At 55.6% G+C, this 19215-nt stretch carries 14 protein-coding genes and 1 tRNA gene; 11 read left to right on the top strand and 4 right to left on the bottom strand.

The genetic code is table 11. The features are described from left to right. Window positions 1–128: 128 nt before the first annotated feature. Window positions 129–1700 (bottom strand): dolichyl-phosphate-mannose--protein mannosyltransferase, encoded by a 1572-nt coding sequence (locus tag D8M41_RS06350; protein ID WP_023133825.1) that lies wholly within the window; start codon window positions 1698–1700, stop codon window positions 129–131. A gap of 204 nt (window positions 1701–1904) precedes the next feature. On the opposite strand from D8M41_RS06350, the gene rsmI reads away from it, so the two are divergent. The 7 genes from rsmI (at window position 1905) to D8M41_RS06315 (ending at window position 9121) form a co-directional block, all read left to right on the top strand. After that, on the top strand, window positions 1905–2822 hold the full coding sequence (rsmI, locus tag D8M41_RS06345) for a 16S rRNA (cytidine(1402)-2'-O)-methyltransferase (RefSeq protein ID WP_231375375.1): 918 nt from the start codon (window positions 1905–1907) through the stop codon (window positions 2820–2822). Window positions 2823–2855: 33 nt separating this feature from the next. After that, window positions 2856–3962: a TatD family hydrolase gene (locus tag D8M41_RS06340; RefSeq protein WP_023133827.1), complete on the top strand. Its 1107-nt coding sequence runs from the start codon at window positions 2856–2858 to the stop codon at window positions 3960–3962. Between the two features lie 236 nt (window positions 3963–4198). Continuing rightward, complete coding sequence (locus D8M41_RS06335) at window positions 4199–5101, top strand: capsular polysaccharide synthesis protein (RefSeq protein WP_006888074.1); 903 nt, start codon at window positions 4199–4201, stop codon at window positions 5099–5101. A 31-nt stretch (window positions 5102–5132) separates the two neighbouring features. Then, complete coding sequence (locus D8M41_RS06330) at window positions 5133–5954, top strand: glycosyltransferase family 25 protein (RefSeq protein WP_006888096.1); 822 nt, start codon at window positions 5133–5135, stop codon at window positions 5952–5954. 127 nt (window positions 5955–6081) lie between these two features. Continuing rightward, window positions 6082–7191, top strand: a complete 1110-nt coding sequence (locus D8M41_RS06325) for a glycosyltransferase family 4 protein (RefSeq protein ID WP_006888077.1) — start codon at window positions 6082–6084, stop codon at window positions 7189–7191. 10 nt (window positions 7192–7201) lie between these two features. Next, window positions 7202–8089, top strand: coding sequence for a 16S rRNA (adenine(1518)-N(6)/adenine(1519)-N(6))-dimethyltransferase RsmA (rsmA, locus tag D8M41_RS06320; protein ID WP_006888217.1), 888 nt, complete (start codon window positions 7202–7204; stop codon window positions 8087–8089). A 27-nt stretch (window positions 8090–8116) separates the two neighbouring features. After that, entirely contained in the window at window positions 8117–9121 is a 1005-nt protein-coding gene (locus D8M41_RS06315; protein WP_006888234.1) for a GHMP family kinase ATP-binding protein, read from the top strand. Between the two features lie 75 nt (window positions 9122–9196). Here the strand turns inward: D8M41_RS06315 and D8M41_RS06310 are convergent, their stop codons facing one another. Continuing rightward, window positions 9197–11065: an ABC-F family ATP-binding cassette domain-containing protein gene (locus D8M41_RS06310; RefSeq protein WP_023133829.1), complete on the bottom strand. Its 1869-nt coding sequence runs from the start codon at window positions 11063–11065 to the stop codon at window positions 9197–9199. 191 nt (window positions 11066–11256) lie between these two features. Between D8M41_RS06310 and D8M41_RS06305 the strand changes: the two genes are divergently transcribed. The 3 genes from D8M41_RS06305 (at window position 11257) to D8M41_RS06295 (ending at window position 13867) form a co-directional block, all read left to right on the top strand. Next, a tRNA-Gln gene (locus D8M41_RS06305) sits at window positions 11257–11327 on the top strand. A 69-nt stretch (window positions 11328–11396) separates the two neighbouring features. Continuing rightward, the gene (gene glmU, locus D8M41_RS06300; RefSeq protein WP_006888145.1) at window positions 11397–12863 is read left to right on the top strand and encodes a bifunctional UDP-N-acetylglucosamine diphosphorylase/glucosamine-1-phosphate N-acetyltransferase GlmU; all 1467 of its coding nucleotides are present in this window, start codon (window positions 11397–11399) and stop codon (window positions 12861–12863) included. Between the two features lie 17 nt (window positions 12864–12880). Then, the gene (locus tag D8M41_RS06295; protein WP_006888263.1) at window positions 12881–13867 is read left to right on the top strand and encodes a ribose-phosphate diphosphokinase; all 987 of its coding nucleotides are present in this window, start codon (window positions 12881–12883) and stop codon (window positions 13865–13867) included. 127 nt (window positions 13868–13994) lie between these two features. Here D8M41_RS06295 and D8M41_RS11925 read toward each other — a convergent pair whose 3' ends face one another. After that, complete coding sequence (locus D8M41_RS11925; protein ID WP_006888159.1) at window positions 13995–15950, bottom strand: arsenate reductase/protein-tyrosine-phosphatase family protein; 1956 nt, start codon at window positions 15948–15950, stop codon at window positions 13995–13997. A gap of 425 nt (window positions 15951–16375) precedes the next feature. On the opposite strand from D8M41_RS11925, the gene D8M41_RS06285 reads away from it, so the two are divergent. After that, window positions 16376–18193, top strand: coding sequence for an ABC transporter ATP-binding protein (locus tag D8M41_RS06285; protein WP_006888035.1), 1818 nt, complete (start codon window positions 16376–16378; stop codon window positions 18191–18193). An 80-nt stretch (window positions 18194–18273) separates the two neighbouring features. Here D8M41_RS06285 and D8M41_RS06280 read toward each other — a convergent pair whose 3' ends face one another. Further along, on the bottom strand, window positions 18274–19182 hold the full coding sequence (locus tag D8M41_RS06280) for a glycosyltransferase family 2 protein (protein ID WP_231375376.1): 909 nt from the start codon (window positions 19180–19182) through the stop codon (window positions 18274–18276). Window positions 19183–19215 lie beyond the last annotated feature (33 nt).

The raw sequence follows: 19215 nt of genomic DNA, 5'->3' as shown, positions 1-19215 counted from the left end.
GTACGAAAAAGCGGGGGTGGAAAACCAATATTGGTTTTCCACCCCCGCTTCACATGACGTGCATTAAACGGTATCTCACGCGGTTCGGTGACGAACAGAACAGGTTTTGACAGCGAACTGCTGGTGCCCTAAATCCAGAAAGAGAACCACATATGGTGCAGCCACTCGTTATAAGGGATAGTCTGCCCCGTCCATAGCGGCCAGAAGTAGGCACTCATCAGCAGTACCGCCACCAGGTACACGCCCGTAAAGTACAGGCCCACCCGTTTGCGTCGCACTGAGCTGCCCGAATGGCCCAGCACCAGCCCCAGCACACCGGCAAGTATCAGAATCAAAAACGGCTCGAACGAGAGAGCATAGAAGTAGAACATGGTGCGGTTCGGGTAGAGGAACCACGGGAAGTAACCCACGGCAAAAACGAAGAGCAAAGATGTAAACCGCCAGTCACGGCGCACAATGGTGACGATCAAGGCTACCAGGATCGCCGCAATAAAAGCCCACCAGATGAGCGGGTTGCCGATATTGAGGATCGCCTCAGAGCAGGAAGAGGCGGTGCACCCCTTCGACCCCATCTTTGGCGACTCATAGTAGTACGAGGTGGGTCGCCCCAGCAGAAGCCACTTCCACGCGGGAGACGCATACGAATGGGGGCTATCTAGCTTGGAATGGAAATTAAACGCCGAAACATGGTACTCCCAGAGCGAACGCAGATCGGTCGGCAGCCACTGAACCCCCTGCCCGGGATTATCCTGCGCCCAATGCCGGTAGAAAGCGTTCGATGACTTAAACCAGCCCGCCCACGTGGACAGGTACACGATAAGACCCACACCAATCATCTGAACGAACGCGGGCAGGCCCTCACGGAGCGCACCCACAACCGCCCAGTTCTTCAACCCCAGGATACGGCGCGCGTTCACATCCCAGAACACGGTCAGCAACCCGAAAGCAGCGATAAAGAACAGCGAATTCCATTTCACGCCCACAGCCGCGCCGGCGCACACGCCAGCGGCCAGCCTCCACAGATGCCACCCCGAACCAGGACCAAACACAAGCTGAGGCAGCGTGCCGCCGTTCTGCTGAGCCAGAGCCACCACTTTACGTGCCAGCACCCGCCGCGATTGCTGCCGATCTAAGAGCAGGCACACAAAAGTCGCTAAAATCCAGAACATCTGGAAAATATCCAGCAGCGCCAGACGGGACTCCACAAACATGAGCCCATCCACGGATGCGAGGATCGCGGCGATAGTAGCCACCGTCATAGAGCGGAACAGCAGCCAGGCCGCATACGCCACCAAGGCCACCGACAGCGTACCAATCAGCGCCGCGCTAAAACGCCACCCAAACGGGTTATTATCCCCAAAAATCGCCATCCCGGCGGCGATCATCCACTTACCCAGCGGAGGGTGAACCACATACTCGGGGGAATCCATCAGAAGACCTGAAGGGCTCCCAGCCACGAAGGTTCCGTTCGCCTCCTTCGTCCAGTTCAGCTCATACCCGTAATGCAGGTACGAGTAGGCGTCCTTCGCGTAGTACGTCTCATCAAAAACAATCGCGTTCGGGTGTGCCAAATAAACAAAACGCAGTATGCCTGCAAGCACCACCATCAGGGCGGGCACAACCCATGCCCAGCGGGGCGCAGACACACGGGCCACACCCAAGCGGGCGAGCATACTCAACTCATTAAAACGCTCGGACATTGATGAACGGCCCGAGCCTACGGGGGAAAGAATACCGGTTTGTAACGTCACCTAAACATCGTAGAGGCTAATCCCCTCAGAAAGCCATATTTCGGGCAGGTTAGGGGATTATTCTGCAAGAAATTTTATTCCACCCAGCCCCGAACCATGGCCTACACTGAGAAGGTGAGCCGCATAAAACCACACAATAAAAACAACACCCCTATGCCCGAGGCTGAAACACCAGACCAAGCACCTGCTGAGCACACCGGGCCGCACGCAGCAGCACATGGAACTGGCGGTGGTGTCCTTATCCTTGGCGGGACCCCTATCGGCAACCTCTCAGACGCCAGCGATCGGTTACGGCAGGCGCTCACTACCGCTGACGTGATCGCCGTCGAAGACACTCGAAAGCTCCGCACCCTTGCCTCCGGGCTGGGGGTGCGCACCACGGGGCGGGTTATTGTGAACCACGACCATAATGAGGAATACCGCAGCACCCAGCTCGTGCAGGCGGTCAGTGACGGGAATACGGTTCTGCTGCTCTCAGACGCTGGTATGCCAACCATCTCAGACCCCGGCTATGTTGCAGCATGCGCCGTTGCCGACGCTGACCTGCCGGTGACCGTGATCCCCGGCCCCTCAGCGGCCTTGACCGCGCTCGCGCTCTCGGGACTGCCCACCGGGCGGTTCACTTTTGAGGGGTTCCTGGCCCGTAAAGGCTCGGAACGTACCCGAAGGCTAAACTCCCTGGCGGCGGAAGAGCGCACCATGATTTTCTACGAATCACCGCATCGTGTAGCCGCCACGCTCACAGATTTTGCCCGGGTTTTCGGGGAAGAGCGCCGCGCCGTCGTATGCCGCGAACTCACCAAACTGCACGAAGAAACCCTGCGCGGCACCCTGAACGAACTCGCCGACTGGGCGCACGCAACCCAGGTGCGCGGAGAGATCGTGATCGTGGTCGCTGGCGCCGAGCCTGCCGAAACTCCACAGGCGCAAGATATCGTGGGCCTCGTCTTGGAACGGTTGGATGCAGGCGAACGCCTCAAAAACGCGTGCGCCGCTGTCGCCGCTGAAACGGGTGCCTCCAAACAAGAGCTTTACGCAGCCGCCATTGCTGCTCGAAACGTCAACCCCTAAAACACACTTCAACACAGCCCGCAGGAGAATACCGTGTGCCAGAGCCATCCCGAGCAAACCGAACTCACCCAGGAATATCTAGATTCCCTTGCCGCCCTGGCACACTCTACGGTGCCGAACGAACAAGAGCTGAGGGCGAGCGCCCTTCCACACGGTTGGCAGGTTGAAGAAGGGCAGACCCCCGCACCCTACCGCGCCGAGCTTTACCGGGACGAGACCGGGGGAGGGATAGCGCAGGAACCTTCGGGCGAAGGCACCCGACGCCGCTCCACCAAGGGCGATAACGGGCGGTCCCGTAATCTTGTGTTCCCGCCTGCGCCCGAGCCTTTGCCGTATGCCATCGTCGATAACCATACCCATATGGATCTGCTCGATGGCGAAGTAGAAATTACCGCCCGAGACGCCCTCGATACCGGGGAAAAACTCGGCATAGGTGCCATTGTGCAGGTCGGCTGCGATATTCCTTCCTCGCTGTATGCGGTTGCCGCCGCCCGCGCCGACCGGCGGGTTCTGGCGGCGGTTGCTATTCACCCCAACACCGCTCCCGAACTGGATTCCGCCGGTACCCTTGATGAGGCGCTGGAGACCTTGGATGCACTTGCCGCCGAGCCGCGCGTGCGAGCTATCGGCGAGACTGGGCTCGACTACTTCCGCACCGGAGAAGAGGGCATTGAAGCCCAGCAGCGTAGCTTTCGTGGGCATATTCGCTTGGCGAAGAAGCATGGGTTGGCGCTTCAGATTCACGACCGGCAGGCGCATGATGATGTGGTGCGCATCCTCCTTGAGGAGGGCGCTCCTGAGTGTACTGTATTTCACTGCTATTCGGGTGAGGCTGAGCTGGCGCGTATCTGTAATGAGCAGGGCTGGTATATGAGTTTCGCCGGAACCGTGACCTTTAAGAATTCGAAGGATATTCAGGAGTCGTTGCGTATGGCGCGCCCCGAGTTGATTCTTGCCGAGACGGATGCGCCTTTTTTGACCCCGCACCCGTTTAGGGGCCGCCCGAATGCCTCGTACATGACGAACTATACGGTGCGGTTCATGGCGGCGCACCGTGAGCAGAGTCTAGAGGACCTGTGCCAAATGATCCGCGCGAACTCAGTGCGTGTGTACGGCAGCTGGGGAATTGAGGGGTTCTAGATAATGGTAACGATCAGTACACATGACTAAATCGCTTTGGTGCCACCTTTACCGAAGCCTGCACGAGCTATCACATATATATGCTACTATGGTAGACGCTGTAGCTCACCTTAAGGCTTTACCTCATAATTTTCTGGGGCACATTTTGTCTTTGTGTGATGCGGCATCCCGATAAATAGCTTTCTGCCCCGTAACGTATCAATAGCATATTAATGTGAGAGAACTAGGGTAAAGCTGTGTCAATCATTTCTTTTTCAAAAAAAATAAAACATTATATATGGCTTAATTATGTCAAAGATGGTGCAGGGGTAGATAAGATACGCAGTTGGTATTCGCAGAAAAACCCGTACTCTTATGATCTTGAAAAATATACCCAGCGTATTAAAAATACCGCGATACCTAATTCCAGTACGTTTATGGTTAATCATCTATTCTATGATTCTCAACTTCCGGAAGGTAATCTTCAAGACGCTCCTAATCAGATATTTATTGTTTGGTTGGGGGATAACCAGATAACTCCGAACCGGCAGAAATCTATCGACCTTATTCGTTCCGTTAATTCTGAAAGTAAAGTTATTCTGATAACCTCGGATAATCTTGCGGATTATGTTCTTCCCGAACATCCTTTACACCCTTCCTACGAAAAACTAAGTTATATTCAGCGCTCTGACTACCTGCGTGCCTATCTGATGCACCATCACGGTGGTGTGTATATGGATATAAAACCTATGGATAAGCCCTGGCTGCCTCTCCTTGAGGAACTTAATGCTACCCCAGATATGTGGGTCATTGCTCCGCATGAAATAGGTTCTTGGAATTCATCACCAGCAAGTGGGGTATTGGGAAAAGACCAACGTAACTATTATAAATCGGTCGTGAATATGTCTGCCTTTGGATGTAAACCATATAGCAGGTTTACCGATGAATGGATTGCTGAAGTAAACCGCAGGATGGACTATTTTTCATCCTTGTTGGAGAGCTACGGAGATCCTCAAGCTTTTGGATATATGCCGGAGTACCCTGTTCCATGGCCTGAGTTGGCGGGAAAGATCACAAGTCCCTTAAGCCTTAAATATATTGACCGTATAAAAATTGTTAAAGATATGCAATTTGGGACATACCCTGGTGGGTACCGGTAAATTATTGCCGTTTCAAGTATAAAGAGGAAAAATGAAAAAATATGTTGTTGCTCTTAAAGGCGAAAATCGTCTTGAGCAGTTCTTCAATGCCCCCGGGAGTGCAGGTTTCGATATATTTTGGGGAGTAGATGGGCGTGCTTTACCTACTCCTGGGGAAAGCCCTGAATTTGATGCTGCCTATTTTGAGAAAAGAAAAGGCCGTCTAGCCCGTCCTGGAGAAGTAGGATGCGCCTTGAGCCATACTTACGTGTGGCGTGATTTTCTAGAAAGTGGGGAAGAATGGGCGCTTGTCGCCGAAGACGATGCGTTGATCCACCCCTCCATTGATGAAATTGTCTCTCGGGTTATTGAAAAATCCCGCAGCATTGGTGTGGTGAATTTTGCGGATGGCTGGTCCACCCAGATGGGTCGTATGAACCCCCGCACCGCTTACCCCCGGTTGTCGTTGTTTTCTCCGTTTATTTGGGGCCGTCACCGTTTAGGATACTGCGCTAATGACTGGACCGCCTGCACGGGACTGTATCTGATCTCTCGGTCGGCGGCACAGAAAATTATTGAGCAGGTTGATGCGCGCGGCTCACAATACTGGCTAGCAGATGATTGGCCCCTTTTTGCTGCTGATTTTGGGGTGGATATTAAGGTGATGCAACCAGGGCTATGCGGCTGGACAGGAAATAGTCTTATTGAGGAAGATGGGACACACTTTGTGTACCGTAAAGCAAACCAGGCAAAAAACCAGCCGCTCCTCAATAAGCTGCGTATTTATGCCGCGCCCAAGGCCCGGCTGAAGAATGCCCAAAATATCATCAAATCGACTCTCTGGCAGATACGGAAGAAACGCAGAGTTCCTTAACGTGGTAATCACGCATTATTCGATAGAGGAGCTCTTGCTAATATTTTGCGGTATTTTGGAAACCCCACCAGGATTTTGGGATCTGTAGATTCTTACCTTAAATGATGTTATATAAGAAAGCTATAAGATGGCTCTACAAAAAATTACACTTATTACTGCTTGGGATATGGACGACCCTTACTCATGGTCCGGGGTTTGCTACCATGCAGTCCGTGCCCTAGAACGAAATGCAGATGTACACCGTATTCAACTTAAAACAAATAAACCTCATGTGATAGACCGTGCGTTAACGTTTCTTATGGGACGCTTCGGTAAAGCGTATTTACCTAGCCATGGGCTGGCTACCTCAATACGGGACAGCATACGAACCCGGCATACGTTGAAGAGCATAGGTGAGGCTGATGCTTACGTTTTTCTTGCGGCTTCCACTTCGTCCATTGCTCTTACTTCGTACATAACTAAGGTGCAAGTGACAGATTCTTCCTTCTCAGCTATGGAATTAAGCTATTACCCAAACCACCAGCTAAGTCGTATATCAAGTGTGCAAGGAAAAATAGTTGACTGGTTGGGGGCGCGTGGAACTGACTTGTACTCTGTTGCCAGCGAATGGTCACAGGAAGTACTTTTCCGTGACCTTCATATTCCCGCTGAGAAGAATATACTGAACCCATTTGGGCCTGGTACTGTGCCGGTGCAGTACCGTGTCCCGTTCCAGAAAACGGAAGCAGAACCGTTGAAGCTTCTGTTTATTTCATCTCATTGGGAACGAAAGGGTGGGGATAATGTATTGAGTATTGCTGAAAAAGTTCGTAAAACACGTCCAGTTGAATTAACGATTGTGGGAAAAGTACCACAAGAACTTCCAGAATGGGTAGAACATTTACCTTATATGAGCCGAGAAGAATTGTCTGTAGTATACAGTGAGCACGATATTTTGTTGGAGATTACCTCTGGCAGTGCTGGTGGGGTGGTAGTCACGGATGCATTGTGCCATGGCCTTCCGGTACTTGCTACCCGAGTAGGGGGTATGCTTACTCTAGTCCAGCACGAGAAGACGGGATGGTTGATTCCTGCCGAGAACTCTGTGGAGCAGGGAACACAAATACTTTCACACCTGCCACGAAGTGATGTTGAGAATGCATCGGCGCAATCCTTAAAACTGTCGGAAGAGTACACCTGGGATCGCTGGGCGCAGAGATTACTCTCAAGCGTTCAACAGGTGCACGATCTGTCTTAAAATAGGTAGGGTGAGAGAAAATCTGAGCGATAAACCCCTGCTGGGTCCCCAAGAAATCCGCGACCTTGCCGCGCAGCTGGGCATTCGCCCCACGAAAACCCTGGGGCAGAACTTCGTGATTGACCCAAATACTATTCGACGCATTGTTGCCGCAGCAGATATTACCGATGATGAAACTGTGCTCGAAGTCGGCCCCGGACTTGGCTCTCTCACTCTGGGGTTGGCAGATGCCGCGCGGCAGGTTGTTGCGGTTGAAATCGACCCGCCGTTGGCGCGGCAACTACCGCATACTATCGCAAAATTCCGTCCCGACAAGGCACAAAACGTTCATGTGGTGCTCATGGACGCCCTCAAGGTGACTGAGCTTCCCCACACGCCGGATGCGCTGGTCGCCAACCTGCCCTATAATGTGGCGGTTCCGGTGCTTCTGCACCTTTTCGCGCAGTTCCCGAGCATCCGCCACGCCCTCGTGATGGTGCAGGACGAGGTTGCTGACCGTCTGGCGGCAAAACCCGGATCCAAGATTTACGGGGTTCCTTCGGTGAAGGCAAGCTGGTACGCTGAGGTCTTTAAAGCGGGGGTTATCGGTAAAAACGTATTCTGGCCCGCCCCGAAGATTAACTCCGGGCTTGTGGGATTCAGGATGCGCCCGCAGCCGCTTGCCGATATTGACCGTGACGAAGTCTTTACCGTGATTGACGCGGCTTTCGCCCAACGGCGGAAGACCCTGCGGGCCGCGCTTGCCTCATGGGCTGGTTCCGGCGCTCGTGCTGAGGCGATTCTGACCGAGGCGGGTATTACCCCCACTGAGCGTGGTGAAAAGTTAGATATTCACGGGTATATTCGGATCGCCCAGGCGGCGCATCGGGTGCCAGCTCTAGCTGCAGATGAAAACTAAGACCAAGAAACCGGGGACGGAAAAAGAATGCATGTTCTAGAAACTCAGGCAAAAGCGCCCGGAAAAGTGAATCTCTACCTCGCCGTGGGTAACCCCCGCGAGGACGGCTACCATCCGCTGGCCACACTCTTTTCTTCGGTCAATATCTACGAAACCGTTACCGCCCGCGACGCTCAGGAGCTGGGAATTACCCTGAGCCTGAATATTGTTCCCGACTCCCTGGTTGATCAGCAGCACCGCGCCGGAGAATTTGACCCCGCCGAGGTGCCGTTGAACGAGAAGAATCTGGCGTATCGTGCAGCCGTCGCTATGGTGCAGGCACGCGGGCTCACCGTGAACGATCTCAACCTGCACCTGCATATCGATAAGGCTGTTCCCGTGGCCGGGGGCATGGCGGGCGGCTCGGCAGATGCCGCCGCCGCGCTTCTTGCGGTCGACCAGTATCTTTACGAGAAACGGCTGACCGAACGCACCCTCGGACTTGAGGAGCTGCTTGCCTTAGCTGCGCCGTTGGGGGCCGATGTGCCCTTCGTAGTGCGTGCCGCGTTCCCGCTGGGCGGGTTAGCCGTGGGGGAGGGTACCGGAACCGAGCTGAGCATCGTAGAGCTGCCTGAAGACATGATTCCGCTCGACATTGTACTGGTCGCCGCCTCAGAGGGGCTCTCGACCCCGCAGGTATTTAGCGAGCTTGATGAGGGGCGCACCGCCGGGCGTTACGCCGAAGCCGGTGAGCTGCAGGTTCCCTCAGGGCTGCTGCACGCGCTGACCCAAACAGAAACTCCCATTGCACGTCTGCACGAGGTTGGTCGGCAGCTGCGTAATGATCTGCAAGCACCAGCTGTGACCCTAGCACCCGAGCTTGAAACTATTTTGACCATGGATAATGAGAGCATAGTTGAGGCGTTTGTCTCTGGCTCTGGGCCTACCGTGGCTATTCTTGTTGAGGACGCACCCGCAGCCGATGAGCTCGCCGCAGCACTTCGCCGCCGCGGCCGCCATGCTGTTGCCACCCAAACTCCGGCAGCATCGTAACCAGTGCTGCCGTTAAGATGCTTCTACGGCGGGTAACGCGGCAGTGTCAGCCTGAAAAGCGAACGGAATGAGAGGCTACCCAAGGAGTTCTGAGAGCTCTAACCAGCGCATCTCTAGCTCGTCGATTTCATCCTGAAGCGCCTGCTGTTTTTGCCCCAGGTCGGCAAGCCCGGCGTAATCGGCGGGGTCGTGCATGCTCATCTGTTCGGAGAGCTTACTCTGTTCCTCGCCCAATTTCCCGAGGCGACGCTCAATCGCGGCGGATTCTTTCTGTGCCGCGCGTGCCTGCGTCCCCGATACTTTCGGTGTGCTCTTGGGATCAGAGTTCGTTGATTCAGCCTGGCCATCGGAAACCGAAGAATCGTTCTTTTTAGTTGGGGTGGATGCACCGCCTGTAACACCGGCGGCAGAACCGCCCCGACCCGCTGCAGAAAGTGCCAAATACTCCTCCACCCCACCGGGCAGATGCCGGAACGACCCATCAATCACCGCATACTGCTGATCGGTTACACGCTCCATGAGGTAACGGTCGTGAGAAACCACCAGCAGGGTGCCGGGCCAGGTATCAAGCAGGTCTTCCATTGCCGCCAGCATATCGGTATCCAGGTCGTTTGAAGGCTCGTCCAGAATCAGCACATTCGGCTCGTCCAAGAGAATGAGCATAAGCTGCAGCCGTCGCTTCTGCCCGCCCGACAGATCTTTCACCGGGGTAGAAAGCTGCGCGCTTGTAAAACCCAGCCGTTCCAACATCTGCGAGGGCGACATCTCTTTGCCGTCGGCTATATAGCTGCGCTTCTTGCGGCCGATCACATCAGACACGCGGTCGTTCCCAACCTCTTTAAGCTCGTCCAGTTGCTGGGTGAGGGTGGCAACCTTGACGGTCTTACCGCGTTTCACGCGCCCCTCGGTCGGTTCCAAAGAGCCGGTGACCAGGGCGAGCAGGGTAGATTTTCCGGCACCGTTCACGCCCAAAATACCGGTGCGCTCACCCGGGGCAATCCGCCACGTTACGCGACGCAGCACCTCACGTTTACCATTGGGCAGCGAAGAATCCTCAAAGGTGACCGAGACGTTCTCAAGATCCACCACGTCCTTACCCAAACGGGAAACCGCCATCTGCTTGAGCTCCACGGTATTACGTACCGGCGGCACATCGGCAATCAGCGCATTCGCCGCATCAATACGGAACTTCGGCTTCGAGGTGCGCGCCGGGGCACCGCGACGCAGCCACGCCAACTCTTTACGCATCAGGTTCTGGCGCTTTGCCTCCGCGGCGGCCGCCTGCCGATCACGCTCCACACGCTGCAGAACATAAGCCGCATACCCGCCCTCAAAAGGTTCCACGATCTTATCGTGAACCTCCCAGGTGTCGGTACTGACTTCATCGAGAAACCAGCGGTCGTGAGTGACCACCAGCAGACCGCCCGCGTTCTTGCTCCAGCGGCTTTTCAGATGATGCGCAAGCCACGTAATCGCTTGCACATCCAGGTGGTTGGTGGGCTCATCCAGCATGAGCACATCCCATTCCTGTATCAGCAGAGCAGCCAGTGCCACGCGGCGACGCTGCCCGCCCGAGAGTGAAGAAACCGGCGCATCCCAGGGCAGATCAGACACCAAACCCGCAATAACATCACGAATACGCGGCTGCGAGGCCCACTCATACTCTGGAGTATCACCCACCAGAGCATAACCGACCGTGTGAGAATCGTTGAGAACGTCGGACTGATCCAGGTACCCGATGCGCGTGCCACCGCGCGCCGTCACGCGCCCGGAGTCCGGCTCAAGACGCCCCGCCAGAATCTTCATGAGTGTGGATTTACCGTCACCGTTGCGACCCACAATGCCGATGCGGTCGCCCTCATTAATGCCGACGGTCACCCCCTCGAAAATAGTGCGGGTAGGGAACTGAAGGTGCAGCGCTTCGCCGCCAAGTAAATGTGCCACGTATCCAGGGTACCGCCACCAGCGGCTGAACGTATCCACCCCTGCACATAAGAGCACACGCCAGCCTGCTATCTCTAGGACCGGTGGGGGCTAATATGCCCCGTGTTGGGATGCGACGAGTAAAGGTATTTTTGCTACACTTATGAGTGCCCCTGTCCCAGGCCGTAAACACGGTAACAGCGGGGGAAGATTCCGCCATGGTGTAATGGCAGCACACCGGCCTTTGGAGCCGTTTGTCTAGGTTCGAATCCTAGTGGCGGAGCGCAAAGCTAACACGCCGATTCAGCAGCGGCGCGTGGGCGGCAAACACCCCGTAAAGGAGTTAAATTAGGTGAACGCAGAGCTTGAGGGTTCCGAACATAAGGTACCGTCCGCGGTGATCGTCCTAGCAGCGGGTGCTGGTACCCGCATGAAATCCGCAACTCCCAAGGTGATGCACAGCATTGGTGGGCGCTCCATGGTGGAGCACGCCGTTGCTGCCGCCCGAGACCTCACCCCCGAACGTCTCGCTGTTGTGGTACGCCACCAGCGCGATAAAGTCGCTGAGCATGTACTCGCCTTCGACGAGCACGTCACCATCGTGGACCAAGATGACATTCCCGGAACCGGGCGGGCTGTTGAAGTGGGGCTGCTCGCACTCGATCAGCAGAGCCTTGTGGAAGGCACCGTGCTCGTCACCTACGGAGACGTGCCCCTGCTGCGGCCCGAAACCCTCCGCGAACTCATCACATTCCACGAAACCGACTCCAACGCCGTCACCGTACTCACCACCCACGTGGATGACCCCGGTGCCTATGGTCGTATTGTGCGCAACCAAGCTGGTGAGGTAACCTCCATCGTCGAAGCGAAAGACGCCACTGACGAAGAGCTCGCCATCGACGAAATTAACTCCGGTATTTACGCTTTCGACGCCACCGTACTGCGTCAAGCCCTCGCGGAAGTAACCACCAATAACGCCCAAGGTGAGAAGTACATTACCGATGTGCTCGCTATTGCCCGTTCCAAAGGGTACCGCACCTCGGCGCTCGCTATTGAGGACCGCTGGGAAGTTGAAGGCGCCAACGACCGGGTACAGCTCGCTCAGCTGGGCCGGAAACTCAATACGCGCATCCTTGAAGCACATATGCGTAACGGGGTGAGCATCGTAGACCCGCAGAGCACCTGGATAGATGTGACCGTTACCCTTGAGAACGACGTGACCATCCTACCCGGAACCCAGCTGCACGGCGCCACTAATGTAGCCACCGGTGCGGTTATCGGCCCCGACACCACCCTCACCGACGTCACCGTGAAAGAAAACGCCACCGTCACTCGCGCGCACGGGCAGGGATCCATTATTGGTACAGGAGCCACGGTAGGCCCGTTCGCATACCTACGCCCCGGCACCGTACTCGGTGAGGACTCGAAACTTGGCACGTTCTGTGAAGCGAAAAACTCCCAGATTGGTGACGGGGCGAAAGTACCGCACCTAACCTATGTGGGGGATGCAGAAATCGGCGACGGAGCGAACATCGGCGCCGGGTCTGTTTTCGCAAATTACAACGGGGTCACCAAGAACCGCACTGTTATTGGTGCGCACGCCCGTATGGGCTCCGGCGGTATCTACGTTGCCCCCGTGACCGTAGGCGATGGCGCCTACTCCGGCGCAGGCGCGCTTATCCGCAAGGACGTTCCAGCGGGTGCGCTCGCAATCTCTGAATTTTCCCAGCGCAATATCGAGGGCTGGGTGCTTAAAAACCGTGAGGGAACCGAACCGGCAGCGGCCGCGCAAGCCGCCAACGGGGCAGGGGATCACTGACAAGAAAGCGAAAAACCATGAGTCACGAGATTACCAATCCGGGTGTGCGTAAACTTGCGGTGGTTTCCGGGCGTGCGCACCCCAAACTCGCGGAAGAAATCGCCGCAGAGCTGGGACACCCGCTGCTACCGACCTCCGCGTACACGTTTGCTAACGGCGAGACGTACGTACGGTTTGAAGAGTCGGTGCGCGGTGCCGACGCCTTCGTCATCCAATCCCACCCGGCCCCCATTAACGAGTGGCTCATGGAGCAGATCATTATGATTGATGCGCTCAAACGCGCCTCAGCCCGCTCCGTTACCGTGGTGTCACCCTTCTACCCGTATGCTCGCCAGGACAAGAAGCACCGGGGGCGTGAGCCGATCTCGGCCCGTCTGATCGCTGACTTGTACAAGACCGCTGGTGCCGACCGCCTCATGTGTGTGGACCTGCACACCTCCCAGATTCAGGGGTTCTTCGACGGGCCGCTGGATCACCTGTTCGCCATTCCTGTGCTCGCTGAGTACATTAAAAGCCGCGTGGAAAACCCCGAGAATGTGACCGTTGTTTCCCCCGACACCGGGCGTGTTCGGGTAGCCGAACACTGGGCCACCCTGCTCGGTGGCGCGCCGCTGGCATTCGTGCACAAAACCCGCGACATTAACGTGCCTAACCAGGCGGTCTCAAAGACCGTAGTGGGTGAGATTGAGGGGCGCTCCTGCGTACTGATTGACGACATGATCGATACCGGCGGAACCATCGCCGGGGCGGTCAATGTGCTTAAAGAAAAAGGCGCTAAAGAGGTCATTATCGCCGCGACCCACCCGGTGTTCTCCGGGCCCGCCGTTGAACGGCTATCTGGGTGCGGCGCATCCGAAGTGGTGGTCACGAACACCCTGCCCGTGCCGGACGATAAACGGTTTGAGAACCTCACCGTACTGTCTATCGCCCCGCTTGTGGCGCGAGCCATCCGTGAGGTTTTCGACGAAGGGTCAGTGACCAATATTTTCAACGACCACGCCTAGAACCGGACTGTGAAAAAGCCGCTGGCCCTGAAAGATCGGGCTAGCGGCTTTATCCAAAATGACGTCCCGTGCACCACCGGAATAGGAGTGCACGGGACGTCCTTATTGCTGTATTAAAAGCTTTGGGTTACACGCGGGCCCGTACCAGCCACGGCAGAATCACCTGAAGCGACTGCTCCACCTCATCCACCGCAACACGGCAGGCTGTGCGTCCCCGCCGGTACGGGTCAGCGATACTGTCGGTATCGTGCGCCGCCTCAGTGTAGCCGTAAATAAACGAGATCGGCTCGGCACGGCGGCTGGCTTTCTCCCGGATACGCGCCACCTGCTTCATCAGGTGCACCTTCGTGTGGTACTGCGGCCATTCCCGCAGAATCCAGTCCGCGTGATCCTGCTCAGCCACCAGCAGCAAGGTGGCCCGCTCAATCATGTCAGCGGTAAGCTGCTTGGCCCGGAATTGTGAAGGGTCATACCCGCGCCCTTCAAGTTCGTTGCCAATGTACTTATAAATAGGGGAGCCAGCCAGAGCTGCTGTCCCTGCACTGGTAAACACCCAGTTATGCTCCAGCCCGTACTGTGAAGCCAGAGACTGTGCGATCACTTCGGCGCTGGCGCTGCGTGCCACATTGCCGGTGCACACGAACACGGCCTCAAGAGGGCCAGCGCCCTGCGCCGGTGCCGAGACCCGGTTCTTCGCCTCACCCACGGACTCGGGAGATAAGCTGAACGATGCGGTGGTCACCTTACGGGGCTCCTGCTGGTCGGTGTCCTTCTCCTGAACGGGGGGCACCGGGGTAACATCAGCAGGCTCAGACTCAGCCTCACCGGTGGTTTTTTCGGCTGCTGCTTTCTGCGCCGCTCGTTGAGCTTCCAGAGCCTCCCGAACGTGGATGGGGGCCAGCTCAACGGTTTCTTCTCCCGCGAGCATTTCGTACTCACGCTCTTGTGATGAGAGCTGAGGCACTCCGGTTTGCTGCTGATGGGCTACCGCAGGCTGAGCATGTGGGCCTGGGAAATCCTGCCGGGCAGCGGAACTGTCAGCGGTTTCTGCGGGGGTTTCGGGCACATCTAAACCGTAGACGCCACGCACCAGCGCCGGATCGGGTGTATCGCTATCGTCCTTCTGACCTGCGTGTCGATTATTGGGACTGGAGGTCGCAGATGCGGTGGGGGAGGGGACGCCGCGGGTGGGAGTGTCCAGGTTCTCCCCGGCTTCTTGCGGAACGTCTATCCCGTATACCCCCTGCAGCAGGGTGACTTTTTCCGGGCTTTCCCCGTCCCAGGCTGTTACGGGAGTCTCAGGCGCTTTGGCGGGTATCTGTGAGGTGTAATGATTAGTTGCCATCTCAGAAGTCATCACGTGCGGGGCCTGATGAGGTGCAGCCTCCTGACCAGCGGCTTTGGCTTTAGACGCTGTATCGTCGGGAAGATCAACAGAGTCGGTATCTGTTGGGGGAACATCCAACCCGTACGCACTAGGCACCAGAACCACCCGCTTATCGGGTTCACCATCTTCGGTGGATGGCTCGGAGGAAACTATGGCGCCCAGCACGGGAACATCGCCACCAGCAGCCGGTGCCTGATGCTGAGAATCACCCTGAGCTTTCTGAGCATTATCCTTCGAAGAAGTCTTGCGCGGTGGCTGGGGTTCGTTTGAGCTGTGGTGCTGATTCTCGGACGCAGCATGGGCTGGGGCATCTGCAGGCTCATCCTGCGGGGCGGGCTCTTGTCCGGCGGCGGTATTATGGTCAGCTGCGGTGGGTACGGGGGCGGTATCACCCGTAGGTTTAACGGTCACCACCTCAATGAGGTCGGTACCAGCGGCGGTGCTTTGCTCCAGCAGGGTTTGCACATCCTCCCCGACCCTTTTCTTCGGGTTCTTCAGATCCTGCGGAGGACGATCAGGCGACGTCTCCTGGTGGAAACTTGAATCACGGATCGCTGCTAGGCGCGACACGCCGCCTTTAATAGTTGGGTCCTGCTCGTTCGCCGAGGGCTCTTGCCCTTGCCGCTTCTGGGTAGACTCAGTCGGCCCATTAGACAGATACCTGTCTTTGAGCGATTTAATGTTAAAAATTCCCATGTTTGAGCCTTCCTGACCTTCCCGCGCCGGAAGTAGTGACCTTTAAGCTGATGTGTCCATCCTTTATTCTACCCACTTTACAGGGTAAACCGTGATAGTTTCGCGTACACCTTTGATGAAGAGCAACCTCACGTTTACCGTCGAAGGGCAGGGGCAAGACTCAGATACCAGCCTCCGCCTGTTACGAGGGCCTGCGTGGTAGAATCTTACACTGTCTACTATCTGTAGTTAACCGGCGCGGTATCTGTTGCGCCGTATCTTGAAAGCACATTCATGAAAATCCTCTCAGCTCTACGAACTGAACTTGGGCAACTCAGTTACTCGTTTAAGGCCCGCATCTCCGCAGAATTCTATGGAATGTTCGCTGCAGGAGCACCCCTCAGAAGCCTTGACCGACCCCAGAACTATCTGAGGGGAGCGTCGTCATGAAAGAGGCCTACCATAAACTGAGAGTCTTCTTCCCCGGTAAGAAATTTAACCTACTAATCCTTAACGTGGTGGGTCTTTTTACAGTGTCTCTTTTCGAGATGCTGGGGGTAGCTGCAGTGTTGCCGATTGTGAACCTCGCTATGGGCGCCCCCATTGAGGGTTACCTGAAGCAAGTTGCAGAGCTTTTTGGTAATCCCGACCGCACCGCCCTCATCATTATCTTCGGTGTGGTACTTGTGCTGGCATTCATCCTTAAAGGAGCGTTCTCGCTCATTATTAAACGCTGGAGCCTGGGGTTTGTTGCAACACAGCAGAGTACCACTTCGGTTAATCTGCTGAACCGGTATATGCGTGAACCTTACCTCGCCCACCGTAAACGAGGAACCGCAAACATATTAGTTTCTGTTAATGATTATGCCCACCAGGCTTACGCCGCTTTTGTCAATGGGGTCATTAACTTTATTGGTGAAATGCTCTCTATTGCGGTGCTTATGGTGATGCTTCTTGTCATTATGCCTATTCCTGCGTTGCTTGCTTTTTCCTACTTTGGTCTGGTCTCGTACGGTTTGCAGCATATGCTTCGCAAGAAAAACCGAGAACAAGGCGTGATTGTGGTGGAAGCAAACCGAGGCGCAACCAATGCTACCCTGGACGCCATCGAGGGGTTTCGGGAAATTCGCATGCACAATGTCACCGACCGGTATCTGTATCGGTACCAGACCAAACGCATGGATGCGGTGAACGCTAGCATGCGTAGTACCTTTTTGCAGGACTTCCCCAAGTACACCCTTGAGATTATTTTCATTATTGGCATTGCCGGACTACTCGCTTTTATGAGTATCACTTCGGGTGCCCAGAGCGCCCCGTACCTTCTTCTTTTCTGTGGAGCGTGTATCCGTATTCTGCCTAGTTATACCCGTATGGTTGCTTCCCTGGGGAACATTCGGTCCGGTGAAAAATCCAGCAATGAGCTTCTGCGGGAGATCTCTGAGATGGATGAGCAAGGACGTAAACTGCAGATGCCATCTGCTCCTGCAGTTCCTAAGAATCCTGAGTATGTTAATAAGACTATCGAGCCTGTGCGCATCCAGCTGGAGAACCTCACGTTCAGCTACCCAGACAGTGATTCGCCGGTGCTAAAAAATATTAACCTGGATATCCCCATGGGCACCTCCGTGGCATTCGTGGGCGGCTCCGGCTCCGGGAAAACAACTCTCATAGACTTAATCCTGGGCCTCTTCGCCCCGTCAAGCGGGCGGGTTCTGCGCAACGGTAAGCCGGTGCAGGACGATCTGCCGGGGTGGTTTCAAAGTATCGGATATGTGCCGCAGGATGTTTTTATTGCGGACTCAACGGTTCTTGAGGCAGTCGCATTTGGTCTTGAACCACACGAGATTGATGAGGAACGGGTGCGTTACTGCCTAGAGGTCGCAGAGCTCACCGAAGTGGTGGAATCCCTGGACGAGGGGATTATGACCATGATCGGGCACAACGCGGTGCGACTCTCAGGAGGACAGCGCCAGCGTTTAGGTATTGCCCGCGCCCTTTACCGCAACCCCAGCGTGCTCATTATGGACGAGGCAACCAGCGCCCTTGATAATGAGACCGAGCACAAGATCACCAAGGCGATTGAGAAGATCTCGAAAGATATTACGGTGATTATTGTGGCGCATCGCCTCTCAACTGTACGCCACGTGGACCAGCTGGTGTACCTGTCGCACGGTGAGATCGTAAGCTGCGGCACCTTTACCGAGGTGCAGCAGCAGAACGAAGAATTCGCGAACCTCGTGCGGCTGGGGCAACTGCCTGAATGATATTTGACACAACTATGCTGGGGGCCGTGTGCAATCTGTATACTGCACACGGCCCCCAGCAGCACCAGGTATTTTTACCGCTATATACTCAGAAGCGCGCGAACCTGAGCGAAATCTGAGGGGATATTCTCACCCAGAGGAAGCAGCTTACCAACAGGGCGCCACGATAGGCTATCCGGCACGGCGTGACCTTCAACCAAAGCATCCCAGATACACTCAATATCTTCAGAGCTGAGCTGTCCGTTTGCTCTCCAGTGATACCCCAGATCTTCGGGTAGGTTAGTTAACTCTAACGCCTTAGCACCCTGAGCTAATTTGCGGTGTAATTGCTCTTGCGAGCGCCACGGCAGGTGCACAATGGCTACCTGCGTTTGCCCTGAATCGCCGGGGCGTAGCACCGTATGGTTTCCCATCCCCAGTACTGCGTTATCCCAGGAACGGAAACATACTTTAGAGTCGGCGTGCCTGCACGTATCGAGCACATACCCACCCGTTCGGGCTGGGAAGGCATTGTAGAGGTGTGCGACTTCTACCTGTGTTTTGGCCTCTTCTAAAGCCTGCGCCAGGGAACCGTCAATGCCATACCAAAACTCGTCTGCGTCGAATGGTATCACCCATGTTGCTCCAGACTTTTGGGCCTGGTGCGCCAGCCACGTCATTTTTTCGCTTTGATAGTATGCGGGCTCTCGGTCGTTACCTATGCTGAGGGGAAGCTCTTCCTTTAATTGCTGCAGCAGTGCGTAGGTGCCGTCGGTTGATCCGTTATCGACGACCAGAATATGCTTCACCCCTTGGCGGACTAGGTGCCGTAGTGAACTTTCGATAATATCGGCCTCATTTTTGACCATTGCCACGCCCCAAATACCCTGTACCTGAGGCAGCGGCGGTATATCGAATGTATTGGTCAGACGTGAATAAATACCCGAAAACTCGGTAGATCCTAATGTACTGCGCGCTGTTCGGGTGGTGCGGATGTTTCTCTGAGCCATAAAAATGCGGTGCTTGACCTGTTTAAGGAAACT

It is taken from the genome of Rothia sp. HSID18069 (assembly GCF_003989155.1).
Lineage (GTDB): Bacteria > Actinomycetota > Actinomycetes > Actinomycetales > Micrococcaceae > Rothia > Rothia aeria.
This window is presented reverse-complemented; position numbering and strand designations above follow the sequence as displayed.